The sequence below is a fragment of the Chitinophagales bacterium genome, assembly GCA_019638515.1.
GTDB lineage: Bacteria > Bacteroidota > Bacteroidia > Chitinophagales > LD1 > UBA7692.
The window spans coordinates 233,527-253,085 of the sequence record JAHBTS010000003.1 but is presented as its reverse complement, the minus strand read 5'-3'; the positions used below and the strand labels follow the sequence as shown (position 1 = coordinate 253,085).

General features: G+C 40.1%; 15 protein-coding genes. 3 read left to right on the top strand and 12 right to left on the bottom strand.

The genetic code is table 11. The annotated features are described in order from the left end of the window. Positions 1-17: 17 nt before the first annotated feature. From KF872_07700 to KF872_07690, 3 genes are read right to left on the bottom strand one after another with little or no spacing between them, the layout of a single operon-like run. Positions 18-1,664, bottom strand: a complete 1,647-nt coding sequence (locus KF872_07700) for an N-6 DNA methylase (protein MBX2903426.1) — start codon at positions 1,662-1,664, stop codon at positions 18-20. 43 nt (positions 1,665-1,707) lie between these two features. After that, positions 1,708-2,394, bottom strand: a complete 687-nt coding sequence (locus tag KF872_07695; GenBank protein ID MBX2903425.1) for a TIGR00730 family Rossman fold protein — start codon at positions 2,392-2,394, stop codon at positions 1,708-1,710. 11 nt (positions 2,395-2,405) lie between these two features. Continuing rightward, positions 2,406-3,866, bottom strand: a complete 1,461-nt coding sequence (locus KF872_07690) for a sodium:solute symporter (GenBank protein ID MBX2903424.1) — start codon at positions 3,864-3,866, stop codon at positions 2,406-2,408. A gap of 125 nt (positions 3,867-3,991) precedes the next feature. Between KF872_07690 and KF872_07685 the strand changes: the two genes are divergently transcribed. The 3 genes from KF872_07685 (at position 3,992) to KF872_07675 (ending at position 8,969) form a co-directional block, all read left to right on the top strand. Beyond that, a complete protein-coding gene (locus KF872_07685) occupies positions 3,992-5,095 on the top strand; it encodes a DNA adenine methylase (protein ID MBX2903423.1) in 1,104 nt (367 codons plus the stop codon). A 131-nt stretch (positions 5,096-5,226) separates the two neighbouring features. After that, positions 5,227-7,092, top strand: a complete 1,866-nt coding sequence (locus tag KF872_07680) for an OmpA family protein (protein MBX2903422.1) — start codon at positions 5,227-5,229, stop codon at positions 7,090-7,092. Positions 7,093-7,145: 53 nt separating this feature from the next. Beyond that, entirely contained in the window at positions 7,146-8,969 is a 1,824-nt protein-coding gene (locus tag KF872_07675; GenBank protein MBX2903421.1) for an ABC transporter ATP-binding protein, read from the top strand. A 252-nt stretch (positions 8,970-9,221) separates the two neighbouring features. On the opposite strand, the gene KF872_07670 is transcribed toward KF872_07675, so the two are convergent. From KF872_07670 to KF872_07630, 9 genes are all read right to left on the bottom strand, one after another. Continuing rightward, positions 9,222-9,674, bottom strand: a complete 453-nt coding sequence (locus tag KF872_07670) for a universal stress protein (GenBank protein ID MBX2903420.1) — start codon at positions 9,672-9,674, stop codon at positions 9,222-9,224. A 36-nt stretch (positions 9,675-9,710) separates the two neighbouring features. After that, positions 9,711-10,232 carry a hypothetical protein gene (locus KF872_07665; protein MBX2903419.1) on the bottom strand — a complete coding sequence of 174 codons (522 nt, stop codon included), beginning with the start codon at positions 10,230-10,232 and terminating at the stop codon, positions 9,711-9,713. Positions 10,233-10,322: 90 nt separating this feature from the next. Further along, positions 10,323-11,036 (bottom strand): Crp/Fnr family transcriptional regulator, encoded by a 714-nt coding sequence (locus KF872_07660; GenBank protein ID MBX2903418.1) that lies wholly within the window; start codon positions 11,034-11,036, stop codon positions 10,323-10,325. A 51-nt stretch (positions 11,037-11,087) separates the two neighbouring features. Further along, positions 11,088-11,660 (bottom strand): phosphoribosylglycinamide formyltransferase, encoded by a 573-nt coding sequence (gene purN, locus KF872_07655; GenBank protein ID MBX2903417.1) that lies wholly within the window; start codon positions 11,658-11,660, stop codon positions 11,088-11,090. Between the two features lie 7 nt (positions 11,661-11,667). Beyond that, on the bottom strand, positions 11,668-12,444 hold the full coding sequence (gene rsmA, locus KF872_07650) for a ribosomal RNA small subunit methyltransferase A (GenBank protein ID MBX2903416.1): 777 nt from the start codon (positions 12,442-12,444) through the stop codon (positions 11,668-11,670). Positions 12,445-12,527: 83 nt separating this feature from the next. Beyond that, a complete protein-coding gene (locus KF872_07645; protein MBX2903415.1) occupies positions 12,528-14,324 on the bottom strand; it encodes a T9SS type A sorting domain-containing protein in 1,797 nt (598 codons plus the stop codon). Positions 14,325-14,448: 124 nt separating this feature from the next. Further along, entirely contained in the window at positions 14,449-18,171 is a 3,723-nt protein-coding gene (gene dnaE / locus KF872_07640) for a DNA polymerase III subunit alpha (protein ID MBX2903414.1), read from the bottom strand. Positions 18,172-18,330: 159 nt separating this feature from the next. Further along, a complete protein-coding gene (locus KF872_07635; GenBank protein MBX2903413.1) occupies positions 18,331-18,918 on the bottom strand; it encodes a DNA-3-methyladenine glycosylase I in 588 nt (195 codons plus the stop codon). 12 nt (positions 18,919-18,930) lie between these two features. Further along, positions 18,931-19,554 (bottom strand): hypothetical protein, encoded by a 624-nt coding sequence (locus tag KF872_07630; protein ID MBX2903412.1) that lies wholly within the window; start codon positions 19,552-19,554, stop codon positions 18,931-18,933. Between the last annotated feature and the right edge of the window lie 5 nt (positions 19,555-19,559).

Here is a 19,559-nt window from a genome sequence, read left to right as displayed (position 1 = left end):
ATTACTTGCTGTGTTTTTTATTGCCAGTAGTTACAGACGTTTTTAACGCTGAAAGTTCCATGTTTCGATTTTGTTATCTGTAAATAGTTGAGGTAGTTGTGTTCCGTAAATTCTTGAAAAGCTGCGAAATATCCGGTGTGGATGGGCAGCAATTCTAAATCGCTGCGTAGTACTTTATGCGTGGCAAAAAGTTTATTGAAGAGCCAGTTTATTATTTCGCTGTTGAGTAGTTCGGCAAGTTGCTTTCCAGAAATACCAATGTTTGTAGGAATGAGCAAATTGGCGCTATTTAGAATGTATTGTTGTTGTGTGTCGCAATAAAAACAAAGGTTTGAAGAAATAAACTTATAGATAAGTTTTTCTTGAGCGAGATACATTTTTAGAGGTGCTACTTGTTGAAAGTTGGCAAAGTTGTTTTCAATAAATATATGCGGTTTTTTGAGTCCTGTTTTTGTGATGTCGGAACCTTTGTAAATAGGGATGTAGCCCTCTTTGGGAGTGTTGCTGCAAAACTTTTGATTGTTGCCGGTTACTATTCCCAATGCCCATTGGGCTTTGTTTTTTAAAGTAATGTGTGCTGTTGTATATAACTTTTGAATAACAAATGATTCTTCTTCGCTGGTTGAAAAGTTGAAGATGGTTTTTGGATTTTCGTTGAAAGAATTGAAACTTCTATAGTGTGTGCTGTTTTCTACAATACAGGTTATCTTGTTTTCGGCAGTTGCGGGTGTATTTTCGAGAATAATGGCTTGTGCTTTTGTTACTAAACCTTTAAAAGCTTTCCCATAATCAATAAATTTCAATACGTTTTTTGCCAGTACTTTTTTCCTGATATCCTCAAAAGCGGTGATATTGAAAAAGGCTTCTTGGATTAGGAAACCAAGTATGCCATTTGGTTTCAATAAATGTAAACTAGCTCCCATAAAAAGCGAAGTAGTATCTAAACTATTTCCACACTTATATATTTCTGCAAATTTTTCCTTAGTTGATTTATCAATCTTTTTGCCCCAAGGAGGGTTGGTAAAAATATAGTCGAAGGTTGTATGTGCTTTAGAAAGCGTAGTAGTTTCTTGTAAAAAATCGCCCACAATTATATTGGGTGAATCGAATCCAAAGGTTTGTTTAATACGATTTTTAGTTATGGCAACAGCATTTTCGTCTATATCAAATCCATAAACATTTTGTGGCGGTATGCCCGATTGTATGGCTTGAATTACAAAGTTGCCTGAGCCGCAGCAAGGATCTAAGAATGTAGCATTGCTGTGGATAGTTATGTTACTAAGCATATCCCTTACAATTGCAGGCGGGGTGTAGTAAATTCCTTCTTTATTGCGGTATGCTTCGGTAAGCGAATTTTCGTATGCCAACCCTATATTTTCACCAGTAAAGTTTTCAATTAAGTAATCAATACTCTTTGATGCTTCGGTATGGTTGTGCGAGTTTTTTGATAGTTTATTGGCGCGTGCATGCAGTTTTTCTTTACCTGCAATATGCTGCATAAAACTGTTGAAGGAGGCTTGGGTAACGGAGCCTTTAGCTTCTTGTTTTAAGTATCCTGTTTTTATCCAATTGCGGATGGTTGCTACAGAAACTTGTGCAGTTTTAGCCGCTTGTTCAATGGTTATTTTGTTTGCTGTAGCTATACCAAATAAATTGAATTGCATGGCTCAAAGATGGTAAAAATACGGCACGAAAAATTCCAACAACTTAAAAGTTGGGTGTAAGTTTTTTATTGGCATAATGCGATTCTATAATGCGCACTACTTCCGAAGTGTCATCGGTAATATGAAAGAGCTTCAAGTCTTTTTCGCTAATGTTATGGGCGGTATGCAGCATTGTTTTTTCTATCCATTCTAAAAGACCTTTCCAATAATCGGTACCAAAAAAAATCATTGGTATATGCTGTATTTTTTTGGTTTGCACTAAGGTGAGTACTTCAAATAATTCATCCATGGTGCCAAAGCCTCCGGGCATATACACCACTGCTTGCGCATAGCGGATAAACATTACTTTTCGAGCAAAGAAATACTTAAAGGCAATAATTTTATCGGGATCTACATATTGGTTGCAGCCCTCTTCGTGCGGGAGTTCTATGTGTAAACCTACCGATACGCCACCGCTTTCTTTTGCGCCTTTATTGGCGGCTTCCATAATGCCGGGGCCGCCTCCGGTAATAATGCCGTAGCCTGCTTCTACCAGTTTTTGCGCTAGTGTTTCGGCATGTTGGTAATAGGCATTATTGGGCTGGGTGCGGGCAGATCCAAAAATTGAAACACAAGGTCCGGTTTCATCTAATTTTTCAAACCCATCCACAAATTCTGCCATTATTTTAAACATGCGCCAACTGGATTGCGCCTTTATTTCTGTCCAATTTTTTTTGGTTTGCTTAGCCATAATTTTTGTGTTTATGCTTTTTTAGATAGTAGCCACAGTCCGCAGTAGGTAATAAGCCCGTTTATGATTAAGAGTTCGTTTCCAATTTGGTAGCCATGCAGGTAGGCAGGCTTTAAATCGTTTACCCAATAGCTGAGCAGGTAACTTGCCAGGGGCGCAGCCAAGCACAGCACTGGAATAAGTACATCGGCAACTTTGCGTTTAGAGAAAATGCCAAATGCAAACATGCCCAACAGCGGTCCGTATGTGTAACCTGCAATCATTAAAATGGTATCAATTACCGCTTTGTTATTTAGTATCTGAAATACCATAATTACCAATAGCAGTAATACTGCAAAGCCGATATGAATGATGTGTCTTTTAGTGATTTTACTTTGTTCACTGGCACTGCTTTTATCTAACCAAAGAAAATCTATGTAAAAGGAAGTGGTAAGCGTAGTTAGTACCGAATCGGCACTGTTGAAAGTGGCTGCAGTTAAGCCAATAATAAATACCATAGCGGCAAAAGTGCCTAAATGGTTGAGTGCCAAGGTTGGAAACAGTGCATCGCTTTTTGTGGGCAGTGCAATGCCTTTTGCTTCCACAAAAATATAAAGCAGTGCACCTAAGCAGAGAAAAAGAACGTTTACCAAGAGCATTACCAAACTAAACCAATACACATTTTTTTGTGCTTCGGACAGTGAACGGCAACTTAAATTTTTCTGCATCATGTTTTGGTCTAAGCCGGTCATGGTAACGGCAATAAAAACTCCTGCTAAAAACTGTTTCAGGAAAAAGGATTTAGGCATTGGGTCGAAGAAGAAAACTTGCGTGTAACTAGAATGGATAACTTGTGAGCATAGCTCGCTTAACGAAAGTTGAAGATTGGCAGCAATTGCCACAATAGAAAGCACTACCCCCAGCAGCAGAAATGACGATTGGAAAGTATCTGTCCACACCAATGTTTTAATACCGCCACGGTAAGTATAAAGCAGCATTAGGCCAATAATTACAGCCACACTCAGCACAAAAGGAATGCCCATAGCATCAAATACAAAAATTTGAAGCACACTTACCGCCAGCCACAACCTTCCGGCTGCTCCCAGTAATCGCGACACTATAAAAAAGAAAGCTCCGGTGCGCTGTGCTGCCACGCCAAAGCGTGTTTCGAGATAAGTGTAAATAGACGTAAGGTTCATGCGGTAATAAATAGGCAACAGCACACTGCCAATAATCCAATAGCCCACCACATAACCAAGTACCAATTGTAAATAACTGAATTTGGCTGTACCCACGGCTCCCGGTACCGAAATATAAGTTACGCCACTCAGCGAATCTCCAATCATGCCAAATGCAACAGCATACCAAGGGCTTTGGTGGTTGCCAATAAAGTATTCGCGATTGCCTGCCTTTACGGATGTAACTCGGCTGATAAGCACTAATGCAATAAAGTAAAGTGCTACAAAGCTAAGTATGAGCCACGGACTTATCATTCTACGAATGAAAGAATCATTTTCTTTTATCGGTAGCACATTGTACACATCTTGTTTTAATATGCTTATACAATTAGCCGTTTAAATTTGAGCAGATAAAACTACCTTAGTTACAGCTAACGAGAATGACAGATATTGCCGCAATTGATAAAACATTGATTCCCACAACCGAGGGAATTAAGTATGCAGGCTCAAAACTTAAAATACTGCCTTCCATTGTCGAAGTGTTGAATGGTCTTAAGGTTAAAACAGTTTTTGATGGTTTTAGCGGTTCCACAAGAGTAAGCCAGGCATTTGCGCAACTCGGCTATCATACTACTTCCAACGATATTTCGATATGGTCAGAAACTTTTGCCACCTGTTTTTTATTGAATAAACAACCTGCTGCTTATTACGCAGAAATGATTACACACCTCAATGCACTAAAAGGCTACGATGGCTGGTTTACCGAGCATTATGGCGGCAATACCGCAGATGGCGGCAAGCAACCTTTTCAACGTAAAAACACACAAAAATTAGATGCCATTAGAGATGAAATAGATAAAATGCAATTGGGCAAGGTTGAAAAAGCAGTAGCACTAACCAGCTTAATTTTGGCGCTCGATTCGGTAGATAATACTTTGGGGCATTATGCTGCATATTTGGCAGAGTGGTCGCCACGCTCGCACAAAAATTTAATGCTCAAAGTGCCACACTTATTTTTGAATTCAACCGAAAATGAAGTGCTGCGTGGCGATGTTTTTGAGGCTGTAAAGAATAGAGTATTCGATTTTGCGTATTTAGATCCGCCATATGGCTCCAATAACGAAAAAATGCCGCCAAGTCGTGTGCGCTATGCCTCGTATTACCATATTTGGAAAACCATTATTTTGAACGATAAACCTTTGGTGTTTGGTAAAGCTGCCAGACGCGAAGATACGCGCGACCAAGTGGCAACTTCGGTATTCGAAGAGTTTAGAAAAGATGATAGCGGCCACTTTATAGCCATGCAGGCAATAAAAAAGCTGATAGATGCCACACAGGCAAAATACATCTTGCTGTCGTATAGTTCCGGAGGTAGAGCCACCAAAGCAGAATTGACAAGCATTATCAATACTTCCGGCAAGTTGATAAAGGCAATAGAAATAAACTATAAACACCACGTAATGGCATCTATGCGTTGGACAAACGAATGGATAAACAGTAATAAACCACACTGTGAATTTTTGTTTTTAATGGAGAAATTTTAATTGTATTACAGCGCTAATTCTATTTTTATTTTACTTTAATATCAACTGCAGTGGTGTATCGTTGCTTCTATTTTCTTCTTTTCGCTATAGGTGTAAGTTTCTTTGCTTCGGCTGCCGATTCGCTGCCTGGTATGAGTTACAAATCGTTGGTAAGGGTTGGCAACAAGGAGTTTAAGAAGGCTTATTACTACGATGCTTTAAGCTATTACGCAGAAGCCGTAAAGCGCGATTCATCGCAGGTGGAGCTGTTATTTCAGTTGGGGTTGGCAAACCATAAAATTCGCAACCATAAAGAAGCATTGCGGTGGTTTACCAAGGCTGCTAATGCCGATGCTGCTTGCGCCACTACAGCACTTTATTTTAAAGCACTATCGTTAAAACACTTAGGCAGGTGCACGCAAGCCGTGCCTGAATACAATGCTTTTGTGGCGTGCTATAAAGGGAAAGATGCTTTGTTGAAAGAATGGACGGCTGCCGATATTTTCGGTTGCTTGAGTAGAAAAACAATAGACGATACTTTTAAAATCAAGCAACTGCCACTTTCTATAAACTCCGGCTATAGCGACTTTTCGCCTACCGTATGGAAAGGAAACTTATACTATGCTTCTATTCGTTCCGATACATTGGTTTTTTTGAAATCCGATACAGGATACAAACAACCTGTAATGCAGTTTTATATGAGCCGAAAAGATGCCGATACTTTTCAATCTCCAAAGCTGTTTGAAGACCTGAATTTAAGCAGCCATAACCTTACATCGCTTTCATTTAATGCTAAAAACAAGGAGTTGTATTTTTCGCTGTGCTATGGCGAATTGCAAGAAGCAAACTGCGCCTTGTGGAGTGCAAAGTTAGAAGAGGGAAAATGGACCAACGAGCGAGAGCTCAATGAAAAAGTAAACTTCAACTTACATGCTTCTACGCATCCATTTTTAGCCGAAACCATCGAAGGACGCGAAATGCTTTGGTTTGCAAGCAATCGCCCGGGAGGTTATGGCGGATACGATATTTGGTATGCAGAGCGCCTGCCCGATGGTAAATTTAGTGCTGCAAAAAACGCAGGCAAAGTGGTGAATACTTCGCGCGATGAAGTATCGCCATTTTTTGATGAGCTTACAGGAACGCTGTTTTTTAGCTCTTCGGGTTTGCCATCGCTTGGTGGTTTAGATGTATATTATGCTCGTTTCAGCAATGGAAAATTTGCAGAGCCTAAGCCGCTTCCAGCCCCGTTGAATACCAGCTATGACGAATCTTTTTTTAGGTATTTTGAAAAAGGAAAAGGTTATTTTGTATCAAACAGGCCGGGTGTTTTTTCGGTAAAGGGCGAAACTTGTTGCGATGATATTTTTGAGTTTGAAATAAGTAAATCGATAAAGCCATGGCTTAAAATATTGGCAGTAGATTCAAACGGAAATACACTCGACAATGCTTTGATGATTGTGCGCAATGCTGCTGATAGTGTTTTGTTTACCATGCGCGGAAGCGCAATGGTACAGCAGCTTCCACAAAATGGAACGTATAAAGTTTCTTTTGCCCGCGATGGTTTTTTTAGCCTCGAAAAACAATTTGATGTACAAGCATTTTCGAGCGATGATACCGCACAGGTTGCGGCAATGATGCAAGCAATGCTGCGCAACAAAGCATATAGAATGGCCGATATTTATTTCGATTTCAATAGCTTTGAATTGAATGAGGAAACTAAAACAGCATTGCAGGAAATAGTACTACTACTAAGCAAAAACCCATTGCTGAAAGTAGAAATTGCTTCGCATACCGATATGCGCGGTGAAGAGGAATACAATTTGTATCTGTCGCAAAAGAGGGCAGAAGCGGTAGTTGGTTATTTAATAGAAAACGGCATACATGAGGAGCGCCTTACAGCAAAAGGTTATGGCGAGGGGCAGCCTTTGCAGGATTGCGAACGTATAAGTGCATGTGCCGAAGACGATTGCGATTGCCATCGCCTTAACCGCAGAACAGAGTTTAAAATAGTTGATTAAAATACTTTCTAATCGTTTGCGTTTTATAGTAACCTTGCAGCAGTATTTATAGTGTGAAACAGTTTCTTAGATTACTTACCTACCTCTTGCCATACCGCTTAAATGTAGCGCTCAATATTGTTTTCAATTTGTTGAGCGTGCTTTTTTCGTTGGTGAGTATTGTAATGCTTATCCCGTTTTTGCAGTTGCTTTTTGGTAAAATTCCACCGGTAAACGAAGCGCCTGTATTTTCTTTTAGCCCTAATTTTGTAATTCATCTCTTTGAGTACAAACTCAGTTCAATTATTAAGGAAAGTGGCGCCACAGAAGGGCTGCTGTTTATTTGCATCGCTACTGCGGTTATCTTTTTTCTCAAGAATTTGTTTCGCTTTTTGGCGGTGTATGTAATGAGCCCGGTGCGCAATGGCGTGGTGCGCGATATACGCAACGATTTGTACAGTAAAATTTTATCGCTGCCGCTTGGCTATTACAGCAAAGAGAAAAAAGGCGACCTTATTGCCCGCATGACCGATGATGTAAAAGAGATTGAAACCAGCATTATGAATATGTTGGAGATTTTTTTTCGCGAGCCGGTAAACATTATTGTGTTTTTGGGTGCTATGGTGGTAATGAGTTTTCAACTTACTGTGTTTGTGTTTGTGATGCTGTTAATTACCGGAGGAATTATTGGCAGAATTGGAAAGCAACTTAAACGCACTTCGGTAGAAGGGCAGGAGAAACTTGGATTTCTTATTTCCATCATTGATGAAACGCTTAGCGGTTTGCGTATTATACACGCTTTTGGGGCCGAAAAGTTTAAAACATTTCAGTTTAAAGCAATTAACCAAGCGCACTATAAGTTGGCGCACCGCCTTACTTTGCGCAGAGAACTATCTTCGCCACTTACGGAGTTTTTGGCTATTTGTGTGGTGTGTGCAGTACTTTGGTTTGGCGGCAGATTGGTGCTCGATAGCCGAATGCTTACCGCAGAAACTTTTATTGGCTTTATGGTTATTTTTTCGCAGTTAATTCCTCCTGCAAAAAGCTTTTCAAATGCATTTTACAATATCCAAAAAGGATTGGCTTCTTCACACCGCATCTACGAAATTTTAGATGCACCTAACAGCATTCAAGAGAAAGAAAATGCAGTTGCTGTTCATGAATTTAATACGGCTATTGAATTGAAAGATGTAAGTTTTGCTTACAATAATTTCGACACCAGTGAAATATTAAGCCACGTAAACCTTCGTATAGAAAAGGGGAAAATGATAGCTGTGGTGGGGCAGAGTGGAGCAGGAAAATCTACACTGGTAGATTTGCTTCCGAGGTTTTATGATCCACAGCGGGGCGAAATTCTAATTGATGGCGTTAATAGCCAAGACCTTACACTACATTCGTTGCGCAATCTATTTGGTATAGTATCGCAAGAGTCTATTTTGTTTAACGATACAGTGTTTAATAATATTGCATTTGGCTACGAGGGTGCAACCAAAGAAAGCGTAATAGAAGCCGCCAAAATTGCAAATGCCCACGATTTTATTCTAAAGTTAGAGCATGGTTACGATACTAACATTGGCGATAGAGGCAGTAAATTGAGCGGTGGTGAAAAGCAGCGCCTTACTATTGCTCGTGCGGTACTAAAAAACCCACCGGTGTTGATTTTAGATGAGGCCACTTCTTCGCTCGATTCTAGTTCTGAAAAGTTGGTGCAGGAGGCCTTAAACAAATTGATGCGCGGGCGCACTTCTATTGTAATTGCACACCGCCTTTCTACCATTCAATATGCCGATGAAATTATTGTAATGAAAGATGGAAAGGTAGTAGAGCGCGGCAATCATATTGGGTTAATGGCACACCACGGTATTTACCGCCAGTTAGTAGAGTTGCAGGCGTTTTAGCCGTGTGTCTTATTCTACCATTGGTTGTGGCGGTTGGAATAGAAGAGCCGCACTTTCAACTTTGCACTGACGTTAGCAAAAATGGTTTTTGCAGAAAAAAGCACAACTGTTGAATTTTGCACTTAACCCGCTATTTTGCAAAACCGATATTATGTATAGCCGGTATTAGTCATACAACCTAGCAAGATTCAAGTTGCAAAGGCAAGTTTTTTAAGTTGGAATAGGAGTTTCTTTTTTGAAGTAGCGTGCTTGTTATTGTTGCACCTTGTACACAATTACATTGCATTTGGCTTCGCGCAGAATGCTTTCGGCAACACTGCCAATAATAAAGCGACTTATACCTCTTCTGCCGTGTGAACCAATAACAATGCAATCGGCATTTATTTTTTCGGCAGTTTCTAAAATGCCATCTTCGGTATTTCCTGTTTCTACTATTGAAGTGATGAAATGCTGCGCAGGAAATTTTTGTTCAAAGGAAGCCTTTAGTTTATTCATTCGTTCTTGCGACTCTTTGCGCTCTTCTGCAATTATTTCGGCTCCGTAAGCAAGGTAAGAGTCTGCTACCAACAAGTCGTGATAGTTAATAGCTGCCAATACGTACACAATATGAATAGTGGCATTTTTTTCTTGTGCCAAAGAGGCCGCAAGTTCTAAAACACTTTCGGTATAGTCCGAAAAATCTATTGGGCAAAGTATATTTTTCATATATGCCAAACTTACATAAAATACTCAAGAATGTGCTTAGTTAAGCACGCCTCCTTGCTCTGCTTGGGTATTGCCTCCGGCAGTTTTTTTAAAACAGGCACAGGTAGCAAGGCGGTTGGTAATCATATCGTTCCAATCTTCTTTTGCCGGAAAAAATTCAATTTCAAATGCAGTTACCAATTGCTTTAATGGCTCGTAGTTTTTATCTTGTATGGTAATAGTTGCCTTTAGGTCTTGCAGTAGGTGTTGGATACGTTTTTCCTTTTTTTGTGTAAGGTCTATTAACTCAGTAATATTGGGACTAACATACGTTGCGTTTGCTTCTGCTTCAAAAGTTCGCAGCACTGCCGAAAAAACCAATTTAGTTTCGTAACTAAAAAGGGAGTTAAACTCCGTTTTTAGGTCGCTTACAAGATCTTCGATAGCACTACTGCTTTCATCGTTGTGCAGTGTATTATTCTTCCAAGAGGCCACTAAAAAGTGATATTGCACCGAAGGGTAAACCACCTTCATTAAGAGTTGAATTAAGTTATTAGCTGTTTGGGCGTGTAAGCACATTTGGAATCGCTTTATACAATGCAAATATGCTTATGCCAACATTTTAAAAGTATGATGGATAGAGAAAAGAAACATGATTTTACTCATGTTTTAATCGTCAATATTGGCGGTTTTAATAAGTTTGGGAAGGCTTAGGATTTTAATTTTTTTGCCTGCCAACTCAATAATTTTATCTTGGTTAAATTCTGATAGAAGCCTAATGGCGCTTTCGGTAGAAGTGCCAACATAATCTGCAATTTCTTCGCGCGAGAAGGTAACGTTTAGCGTTTGCCCATCGGCAGCAAAACCAAAAGTGGCTTTAAAAAACAACAGTGCTTCGGCCATGCGCTCGCGTACATTTTTTTGCGAAAGCGAAACAATATGCTCTTCGGCTTTCTTAAGGTCGTTGGTAATTTTTCGTACTACTTCAAATAGTAGTTTTGGATTGTTGCCAACGGCTTCTAAAAAATAATTGCGATCTATAACACAAACCGAAGAATCCTCTAATGCCACGGCAGAGCAGTGGTAGCGTTCATTAGAAAGCAATGAACGATAGCCAATTACATCGCCTGTTTTTGCTAATCGTAGGATTTGTTCTTTGCCGTCAATTCCGGTAGTATTTAATTTTATTTTGCCTTGGTTAATGCAATACAAGGCATGGGGAAAACCATTTTCATTAAAAATATATTGCCCGCGTTTATACACAGCACACGATTTATGTAGTGTTAACTCGTGCGATTGTTCGTGGCTTAGTACTCCAAACACAGAGTTTGCTCTTGCTATGCAAGTAGTACAAGCGGGATTAAGATCTTTATTATTAGCCATGTTTTTTAATGCTTTGTGAAGATAAACAGGTATTTTTTAACATCAAAACTATTAACCTTTTAAAAGTTTTTCAATTACTGCGGGGAAGTGTTGATGCTCCAATTGTTGTACTTTTTGGGCAATGGTTTCGGGAGTGTCGGCAGCAGTTATTTCTGTGCTTGCTTGGAAAACAATATTGCCTTCATCGTAGTGTTCGTTTGCGAAGTGAATGGTAATGCCTGTTTGGCTTTCACGGTTTTGCCATACGGCTTGGTGCACATTTTTACCATACATGCCTTTGCCTCCGTATTTGGGCAATAAGGCAGGGTGTATGTTTACTATTTTGTGATGAAAGTAACGGGTTAGAAACTCGGGAATGAGGAGTAAAAATCCGGCTAAAACAATAAAATCTATATGGTGTTTTTGCAGTAGTGCCTGCATGTAATCTTCGTTGTTTAGTTGGGTTTTGGTTATTACTGCCGAAGGTACTTGTGCAGCTGCTGCAATTTGCAATACACCTGCATTCTCTTTATTACAAACAACCAGTGCTACTTGCCCTACCAGACTTTTTTTGGTGTTGAAATGCGCTATTATTTTTTGGGCATTGCTGCCTGAACCGGAAGCAAAAATGGCTATGTTTTTCATATCGTTTTTAAGTTGGGAAGCATTGGTTAGTTAGTTGCGAAAATTCTTCTACACTTAATTGTTCGGGTCGCTTATCTAAGAATGAAATGTGTGAATAATCTGCGGGTAAGTATTGCCGAATACTGTTGCGCAAGGTTTTTCTGCGCTGGGTAAAGGCTTGCTTCACCAGTTTGGTAAAGTTGGCTTCGTTGCAAAGTAGTGGGCGGTAGTGGCGGTGCATGGTTATTACGCCACTCATTACTTTCGGAGGTGGAGTAAAACATTCGGGAGGTACATCAAACAAGTAAGTGCAATCGAAGTAGGCTTGTGTAAAAATGCTTAATACACCATAATCTTTAGTGCCCGGTTTTGCTGCAATGCGCATTGCCACTTCTTTTTGAAACATGCCGGTAAGTGCAGTAGCTTTATCCTTTTCTGCCAGTACTTTAAAAACTATTTGCGATGAAATATTGTATGGAAAGTTACCCACCACATGCACCGGAGCTGTAAATGGTTCAAAGTTTAAACGCAAAAAATCTTGATTCAATATTTTTTCGCCACCATGAAAATGGTTGCCGGTGTTTTCTTTTAACCAGGCAGCCCAGCGGTTGTCTAACTCTACCAACCAATAGTTGGGGTGCTGTTTTTCGAGCATTTTAAAGGTGAGTGCGCCTTTGCCGGGGCCTACTTCTACTACGGTTGAAAAACCACTCAAATCTCCCGTTGCATCTGCAATTTTTTGCTGCATGGCGGCATCGTGTAAAAAATGTTGCCCTAAAGATTTTTTGAGTGCATCTGTTTTCATTCGCGCTGCAATAATGGGTAAAAAACAAAAAGGGAAGCAATTGCTTACTTCCCTTTTTTTGTACAATGTCTTATTTAGTGCTTTTAGCGAACTATATTAAACTTGTAAGTAGAAGTGGCGTTGCCGCTTCTTACACGTGCAAAATACAAACCATTAGAAAGTTCACGCACACTTTCGGTGTGGTAAACAGTTCCGGCAGTAAATACATCGTTCAATACTGTTTTTACAACTTTACCGTTTAGGTCTAAAATTTCGATAGAAACATTGCTTTCTTCTTTTACATCAAAGCCTAAAACTAGTTCGGTAGTAGCAGGATTTGGGAACATGCGGAAAGATAGGTCTGCAATGGCAGGATTGGTAATACTGCTAGTAAAGCTAGTATCTTTCAAGAAAAGAATTTGTGGGAATGGTGAACTTGGCAAACCTGCAAATACTCTAAATGAAGCACCATTTTGGTTGCTGGCAGAATCTACAAAACCTGAAGTACAAACTGTAACAGCTTTTCCATCGAATACAGTAAGAGGCACTAAGTACGATTTGTAAACAGAGCTATCCGGTAATTTTACATCTACTACTACAGTTCCTAAAGAAGTAGAAACCACACCTGTTCCAAGTGGATCGGCAAGTTTAAATTCACCATATTTTGTTGCAGTAGCAATTGCCAAACCGCCCAAAGCCGGAGCAGTTAAAGAAATAGTTTCTGCATCGGTAGCACCGTGGAATAAAGTAACTCTTGCACTACCGGCAGGTGCGGTAAGTCTTGCAGGTTGGTTAAGGAAAAAGTTTAACTTTCTGCTTACACCATCGGGGTTGGCAGAAAATTTAGTGGTATCTAATACTCCGGAAACTACTGCTACTACACTGTCTGTACCAAAGCGCAAAGTGGTGTTTAATATGCTTGAAGCAGAATCTTTTTGGTGTAAATCAATTACATAATCGAAGTCTTGGATAAAACCTGCAGACTGGAAACCTGCACGGAAGTTTAGACCCAATACTTGTTTAATTCCACCAACATATAAATCTACAGATTTTACGGCTGGGTCTGCAGCGTTGTGATATACTTGAACCACACCTGCAATTTTTTCTTTTGGAAGTGCAATCATTGGTTCACCAGAACCGGTGCTTGAACTAGTTGATGCATTGGTAGTAACAGCAAACAAACCGAAAGGTAATCCACCATTGGTGCCTGCTGTATCTACAAAGCCTGAAGCAAAGATATGTGCAGCATATCCGTTAAGCGCTTTAAGGGTATCGCCATTAGCCATAAGGGTTGCAGCAGTGCTTCCTGTTGGGTACACGTGCAATCTTTTAGAACCTACAGAGTACTCATTGTAGCTAGAAGAACCGGCAAACGCTAAGTTGTCGTTAAGCGTATCTCTTTTGGTAGATTGAATGGTGGTAATAAACGATTGGGTAGTTAGCGGAGCAGCATCCGGGGAACCGTTGTAAACTGCGATATTTACCTTCCCGGCTGTAGCAGTTAGTTGAGCAGGGTGTACTGCAATTTGGAAACTGTCGTTGGCATTTACATTTTTTAATGACGGATCCAATAGACCGGTAGCTTCTAAAACGAAGTTGCCTGAAGGAATACCGCCTGAAAAACTCTTAGTGTACAGAGAAGGGTCGGCTGCAGCACTATTGGCAGCTTTTACTTGAACATTTACAGCTGTATTGGGAGGAAGTGTGGGTACAGAGTAAACAAAGTAGTTTCTAAATGGAAAATTTGCAATTACCTTTTGGTTTACACCCAAAGATGGTACGTTAACCCAAACATCTACTACCGCAGCAGTAGGGTCTGGTGAGTTGTGCACCACAACTAAGGTTTGCGAATTGGCAGCAACCGTAAAAAAGGTTGCCATTGCAAGAAGAATTTTTTTCATAGCACAGAATTTTGTTTTGAAATTTATTTTACCGCACCAAAGTAATAATTACAACGTATTCTGTGGTATAATTATTAACTTTTTCTTCACAATTTGGAGTTTTAAGAATTGGCAAAGATAGATGCTAATCATTTTCTGATGTGTCAATGGTGGTTTGCAGTTCCGATTCTTCATCATCTAAAGCTAAAGACTTCATTTCTATTACAGGCCTGCTATTGTTTAATCCAATATGCAATTCAGGGAGTAAATTCAGATCTGCCAAGAAGAAAGAAGAGAGGTCTATTTTTACATTGGAGCGCAGTTTTACTTCAAAATTATCTTCTTCGTTTTTAATACAGAATTTTACGGGAATACTGCCCGGATGTTTTGTGCAGATGTTTACTATTTCATCAATAATGTAATCAGATATTTCAAGGTCGTTTATATAAAAAACTACCGATTGGGTTTGCTTTTGGCGTATTTCGCTTAAGAGTTCTATTCGCGATATTACAAAACCAAAGCTATTACTGTTTCTAAAACGTAGCTGGTAGCGACCTTGCAGGTGGAGCAAAGCTCCTTCTTGTGTAATGTATGGTTTAAAATCTAAGAAATCTTTGCCAAAAAGGGCTATTTCGTATGAACCATCGTAGTCTTCTAAAGTGAAGATGGCATAAGCATTTCCATTTTTTCCTATGCGTGTAGTGGTAGATGCCACAATGCCCGCCACTCGCAAGTCTTTATCTCTATTTTTTTCAATATCGGATAATTTGCAATTGGTAAAATGTTGAATTTCGAGTTTGTAATCATCTAGTGGATGACCGCTCAAGTAAATGCCTGTAACTTCTTTTTCTTTTTTTAGTTTTTCGAGTAGTGGCCACTCTTCGCGTTTGGGTATGTTGGGTTCGGCAATATCGTCATCGGCAGTGCCGCCAAACAAGGAATTTTGCTGCATGGCTTTTCCGTTTTGTATTTTTTGGCCGTACTGCATGGCATATTCTAATCCATAACTTCCTTTTTCGTCTTTCTCTAAATACATGCTGCGGGTTATGTTTGGAAAGCTATCGAATGCGCCTGCAAGCACTAAGTTTTCTAGCGATTTTTTATTTACCGAACGCAGGTTAGAGCGTTTAGTAAGATCGAAAATAGAGGTGTATGCTCCATTGGTATTGCGCTCTTCTAAGAGCGATTGCACGGCAGCTTCGCCCACGCCTTTAATGGCAGATAGTGCATAGCGGATTTCGCCTTGTTTATTTACCGCAAATTTTAGGCTGCTTTCGTTGATATCGGGTCCTTTTACTTTTAGCCCCATGCGTTTGCATTCATCCATAAAGAAGGTGATTTTTTCGATGTTACCCATGTTGTTTGAAAGCACGGCAGCCATATATTCTGCGGGATAGTGGGCTTTAAGGTATGCTGTTTGGAAGGCTACAAAGGCATAGCAGGTGGAGTGCGATTTATTGAAGGCATAGGAGGCAAAGGCTTCCCAGTCGCTCCATATTTTTTCGAGTATTTTGGGGGCGTGCCCTTTTTGTGAAGCATTTTCAATAAACATTGGTTTTAGTTTATCTAGGGTTTTACGGTCTTTTTTACCCATTGCTTTTCGAAGCACATCGGCATCGCCTTTGGTAAAGTTTGCAAGTTTTTGCGAGAGTAGCATTACTTGCTCTTGATATACGGTAATGCCATAAGTATCTTTAAGTGTTTCTTCCATTTCGGGGAGGTCGTAGGTTACTACCTCGCGCCCGTGTTTACGTGCAATAAATTGGGGAATGTATTCTATTGGTCCGGGGCGGTAGAGGGCGTTCATGGCAATGAGGTCGCCAAACTTGTCGGGCTTTAATTCTTTGAGGTATTTTTGCATTCCTACACTTTCGAATTGGAAAGTGGCATTGGTTTCTCCTCGTTGATATAGTTGGTATGTAGTTTCATCGGTAAGCGGAATGGCATCTAAATCAATTTCTATTTGGTGGTTCTGCTTTATCAATTGCACTGCATCGCGTAGAATGGTAAGGGTTTTTAATCCTAAAAAGTCCATTTTTATTACGCCCGCATTTTCAATAATATTTCCTTCGAATTGTGTAACCCACAGGTCGGAATCTTTAGCGGTGGCAACGGGTAAAATTTCGCGTAGGTCTTTGGGTGCAATAATTACACCTGCAGCGTGTACTCCGGTATTGCGTACGGTTCCTTCCAGTTTAATGGCTTCGCGCAATACTTCGCCCTCGGGGGTTTGGCTGTGGAACTTCTCTTGTAGTTTTTTTATGTTGTCTATTTCATCGCTTTGGTAGTTCAATTTTTCTTTTAGTCCGTCTTTACCTTCGGCAGGTGTGGTAAGTATTTTTTCGAGAGAAGTGCCCGGTTTATCGGGAACTAACTTGGCAAGTGCATTGGATTCTGCCAATGGCAAATCGAGTACGCGTGCTACGTCTTTTATGCTGCTTTTGGCCGCCATGGTGCCGTAGGTAATAATTTGTGCTACTTGTGCTTTGCCATATTTATCTACTACGTAATCAATAACGCGCTGCCTGCCTTCATCGTCAAAATCGGTATCTATATCGGGCATACTTTTGCGGTCTGGGTTTAGAAAGCGTTCAAATAGCAAATCGTATTTGATAGGATCTATATTGGTGATACCGATGCAGTATGCTACAGCCGAGCCTGCTGCCGAGCCGCGACCGGGGCCAATGAGTACGCCTAAATCTCTTCCTGCTTTTATGAAATCGCTCACTATTAAAAAGTAACCGGCAAACCCCATTGTTTTAATGGTGAAGAGTTCAAAATCTAAGCGTTTTTGAATATCGGAGGTAATTTCTCCATAGCGTTTTTGTGCGCCTTCGTAAGTGAGGTGTTTAAGGTACTCCCATTGGTTGTGTACATCGGGTGTAATTTCATTTTTATCAATAAACTGTGTGGTGGTGTGTATTTCAAATTGTTTTGGAATGGGGAAATTGGGTAGTAGAATACTTTTTTCCAGCGATAGTATTTCTACTTTATCTGCAATTTGCATGGTGTTGTCCACTGCTTCTGGAATATCTTCGAAAAGCTTGGCCATTTCTGCGGTGGTTTTAAAATAGAATTCATCGTTGGGGAAGCCAAAGCGTCTGGCATGGGTTTTTAGGTCGTCTTCATCTACCACATCTTTTTGAATAGGTGTGGTTTTTTTTTCACCGGTATTTATACAGAGTAAAATATCGTGTGCATTGTAATCTTCTTTATCTACATAATGCGAATCGTTTGAAGCAATAACTACTACTTGGTGCTTTTGAGCAAATTTTAGAAGTACTTCGTTTACTTGGTGTTGCTCTAAAAGATTGTGGCGTTGGAGTTCTACATAGTAGTCTTCGCCAAATAAATCGAGCCACCATTTAAATGCAGCTTCGCCTGCGGCTTCGCCTTTGCGTAGTATGGTTTGTGGCACTTCTGCTCCAATGCAGCAGGTGGTGGCAATTAGTCCTTCGTGGTATTTTTCAATAAGGCTTTTATCTATACGCGGATATTTGCCGTACATGCCTTCGGTAAAGCCGAGTGAGCACAGTTTTACAAGGTTTTTATAGCCTGTTTCGTTTTTGGCAAGCAGGAGTTGATGGTGGCGAATGTCTTTATCTTCTTTGGTAAAAGTTTTTTTTGTACGGTCTTGAACAACGTAAAATTCGCAGCCTACAATTGGTTTTATTACAGTAGAGCCAGCGCTCTTGTTTATTTTGGTGGCTTCGGCTACAAACTCAAATACGCCAAACATATTTCCGTGATCGGTAATGGCAATGGCTTTTTGCCCATCGGCTACTGCTTTTTTATAGAGTGCAGGAATTTTTGCTGCACCATCGAGCAGCGAAAATTGGGTATGGCAATGTAAGTGAGCGAACTGCATAATGTGAAATGTAAGAAAATAATGGAGAATATGCACGAAGGGTGCAACGCAAACTTCTTATTTTACTTGAAATACTTGGTGCGTAAAATTGAACCTAAGTGGATAAAATAATTAGGGGCAATAATTTTACATGTAAATGTTGCAATGTGGCAGTGGAAACTACTTTTGGGTTTTTCGCCAGCAGTCTTCTATATGATCGTTTACCATGCCAACGGCTTGCATGAATGCATAACAAATAGTGCTGCCGCGAAATTTAAAACCTCGTTTTCCCATATCTTTACTCATGGCATCGCTTTCCGGTGAGGTTGGCGGTACTTGGCTGAGTGTTTTGGGATGGTTATCAATGGTTTTTCCTCCGGTAAATTGCCAAACATATTTGTTGAAACTACCAAACTCTTTTTGAACTGCAATAAAGCAGGCAGCATTGTTTATAGCAGCTTCTATTTTTAAGCGGTTGCGGATAATGCCTTCGTTTTGCATGAGTGCTTCTACTTTGGCAGTATTAAATTTTGCAACTTTGGCTACATCAAATCCGGCAAATGCTTTTCTAAAATTTTCGCGTTTTTTCAAAACGGTATGCCAACTTAATCCAGCTTGGAAACTTTCAAGTACCAAAAATTCAAATAGCAACTTATCGTCATGTATGGGTGTGCCCCACTCATGGTCGTGATAGGCAACATACAAATCATCCTTTAAGCACCAACCGCAACGTTTTTTGTTGTCGGCAGGTGTGTATGTTGCTTTCATGTATGTAGCTGTTTAGAGTTTGAAAACTACGCCTCCGTTGAAGAAGCTTTTGCCGTAGCCCAATTCTGCATTTACACCAACTTTTTCGTTGAAGAAGTAGCGAACGCCCACGTGTGGCCCAATGAAGAAAAGTGCAGAAACATAAGTCTTGTCGGAATTTTTAGGAAGTAAAATGGCTGCTCCTGAGCCTACATTTAAACCTGCGTAAATATCTAATTTGTCGGCATGGATATCTTTCCCTGTTTTATCGGCAATAAGTTGGTAGAAGTGGAAGTTTGCAAATGCGCCAATAGGAATGTTTACTTCGGGAGTGTAGTAATTATAGTTGTAATAGCCGTAATAACCATAATAGCGGTGTCCTCCTAAGCCGGCTCCAAAACCTAAGCCTGTGGTAAAGCCAACGCCCACATATTCGTGTACACCAAATTCCATTTGCAAGCCTAATTGTCCGGTAATAGGTGTATAGCCATTAAAGCCGTAATTATTGTAATTAAGATCGCCACCTATGTGCCACATTTGAGCTGCGCCCAAGTTTACGTTAATATACTTTCCTCCTTTTTCAAAGGCTTGTGAGAATGCAGTACTTGCTGTAAGTGTAAGTGCTAAAAGTGCAATGGAAAAATATGATTTTTTCATATATG

Bases quoted from the DNA above. Each gene is read 5' to 3' on its own strand.
- KF872_07700 (MBX2903426.1), bottom strand. From the start codon at position 1,664: ATGCAATTCAATTTATTTGGTATAGCTACAGCAAACAAAATAACCATT.
- KF872_07695 (MBX2903425.1), bottom strand. From the start codon at position 2,394: ATGGCTAAGCAAACCAAAAAAAATTGGACAGAAATAAAGGCGCAATCC.
- KF872_07680 (MBX2903422.1), top strand. From the start codon at position 5,227: ATGAGTTACAAATCGTTGGTAAGGGTTGGCAACAAGGAGTTTAAGAAG.
- rsmA (MBX2903416.1), bottom strand. From the start codon at position 12,444: ATGAAAACAGATGCACTCAAAAAATCTTTAGGGCAACATTTTTTACAC.
- purN (MBX2903417.1), bottom strand. From the start codon at position 11,660: ATGAAAAACATAGCCATTTTTGCTTCCGGTTCAGGCAGCAATGCCCAA.
- KF872_07690 (MBX2903424.1), bottom strand. From the start codon at position 3,866: ATGATAAGTCCGTGGCTCATACTTAGCTTTGTAGCACTTTACTTTATT.
- KF872_07645 (MBX2903415.1), bottom strand. From the start codon at position 14,324: ATGAAAAAAATTCTTCTTGCAATGGCAACCTTTTTTACGGTTGCTGCC.
- dnaE (MBX2903414.1), bottom strand. From the start codon at position 18,171: ATGCAGTTCGCTCACTTACATTGCCATACCCAATTTTCGCTGCTCGAT.
- KF872_07660 (MBX2903418.1), bottom strand. From the start codon at position 11,036: ATGGCTAATAATAAAGATCTTAATCCCGCTTGTACTACTTGCATAGCA.
- KF872_07685 (MBX2903423.1), top strand. From the start codon at position 3,992: ATGACAGATATTGCCGCAATTGATAAAACATTGATTCCCACAACCGAG.
- KF872_07670 (MBX2903420.1), bottom strand. From the start codon at position 9,674: ATGAAAAATATACTTTGCCCAATAGATTTTTCGGACTATACCGAAAGT.
- KF872_07635 (MBX2903413.1), bottom strand. From the start codon at position 18,918: ATGAAAGCAACATACACACCTGCCGACAACAAAAAACGTTGCGGTTGG.
- KF872_07665 (MBX2903419.1), bottom strand. From the start codon at position 10,232: ATGTGCTTACACGCCCAAACAGCTAATAACTTAATTCAACTCTTAATG.
- KF872_07630 (MBX2903412.1), bottom strand. From the start codon at position 19,554: ATGAAAAAATCATATTTTTCCATTGCACTTTTAGCACTTACACTTACA.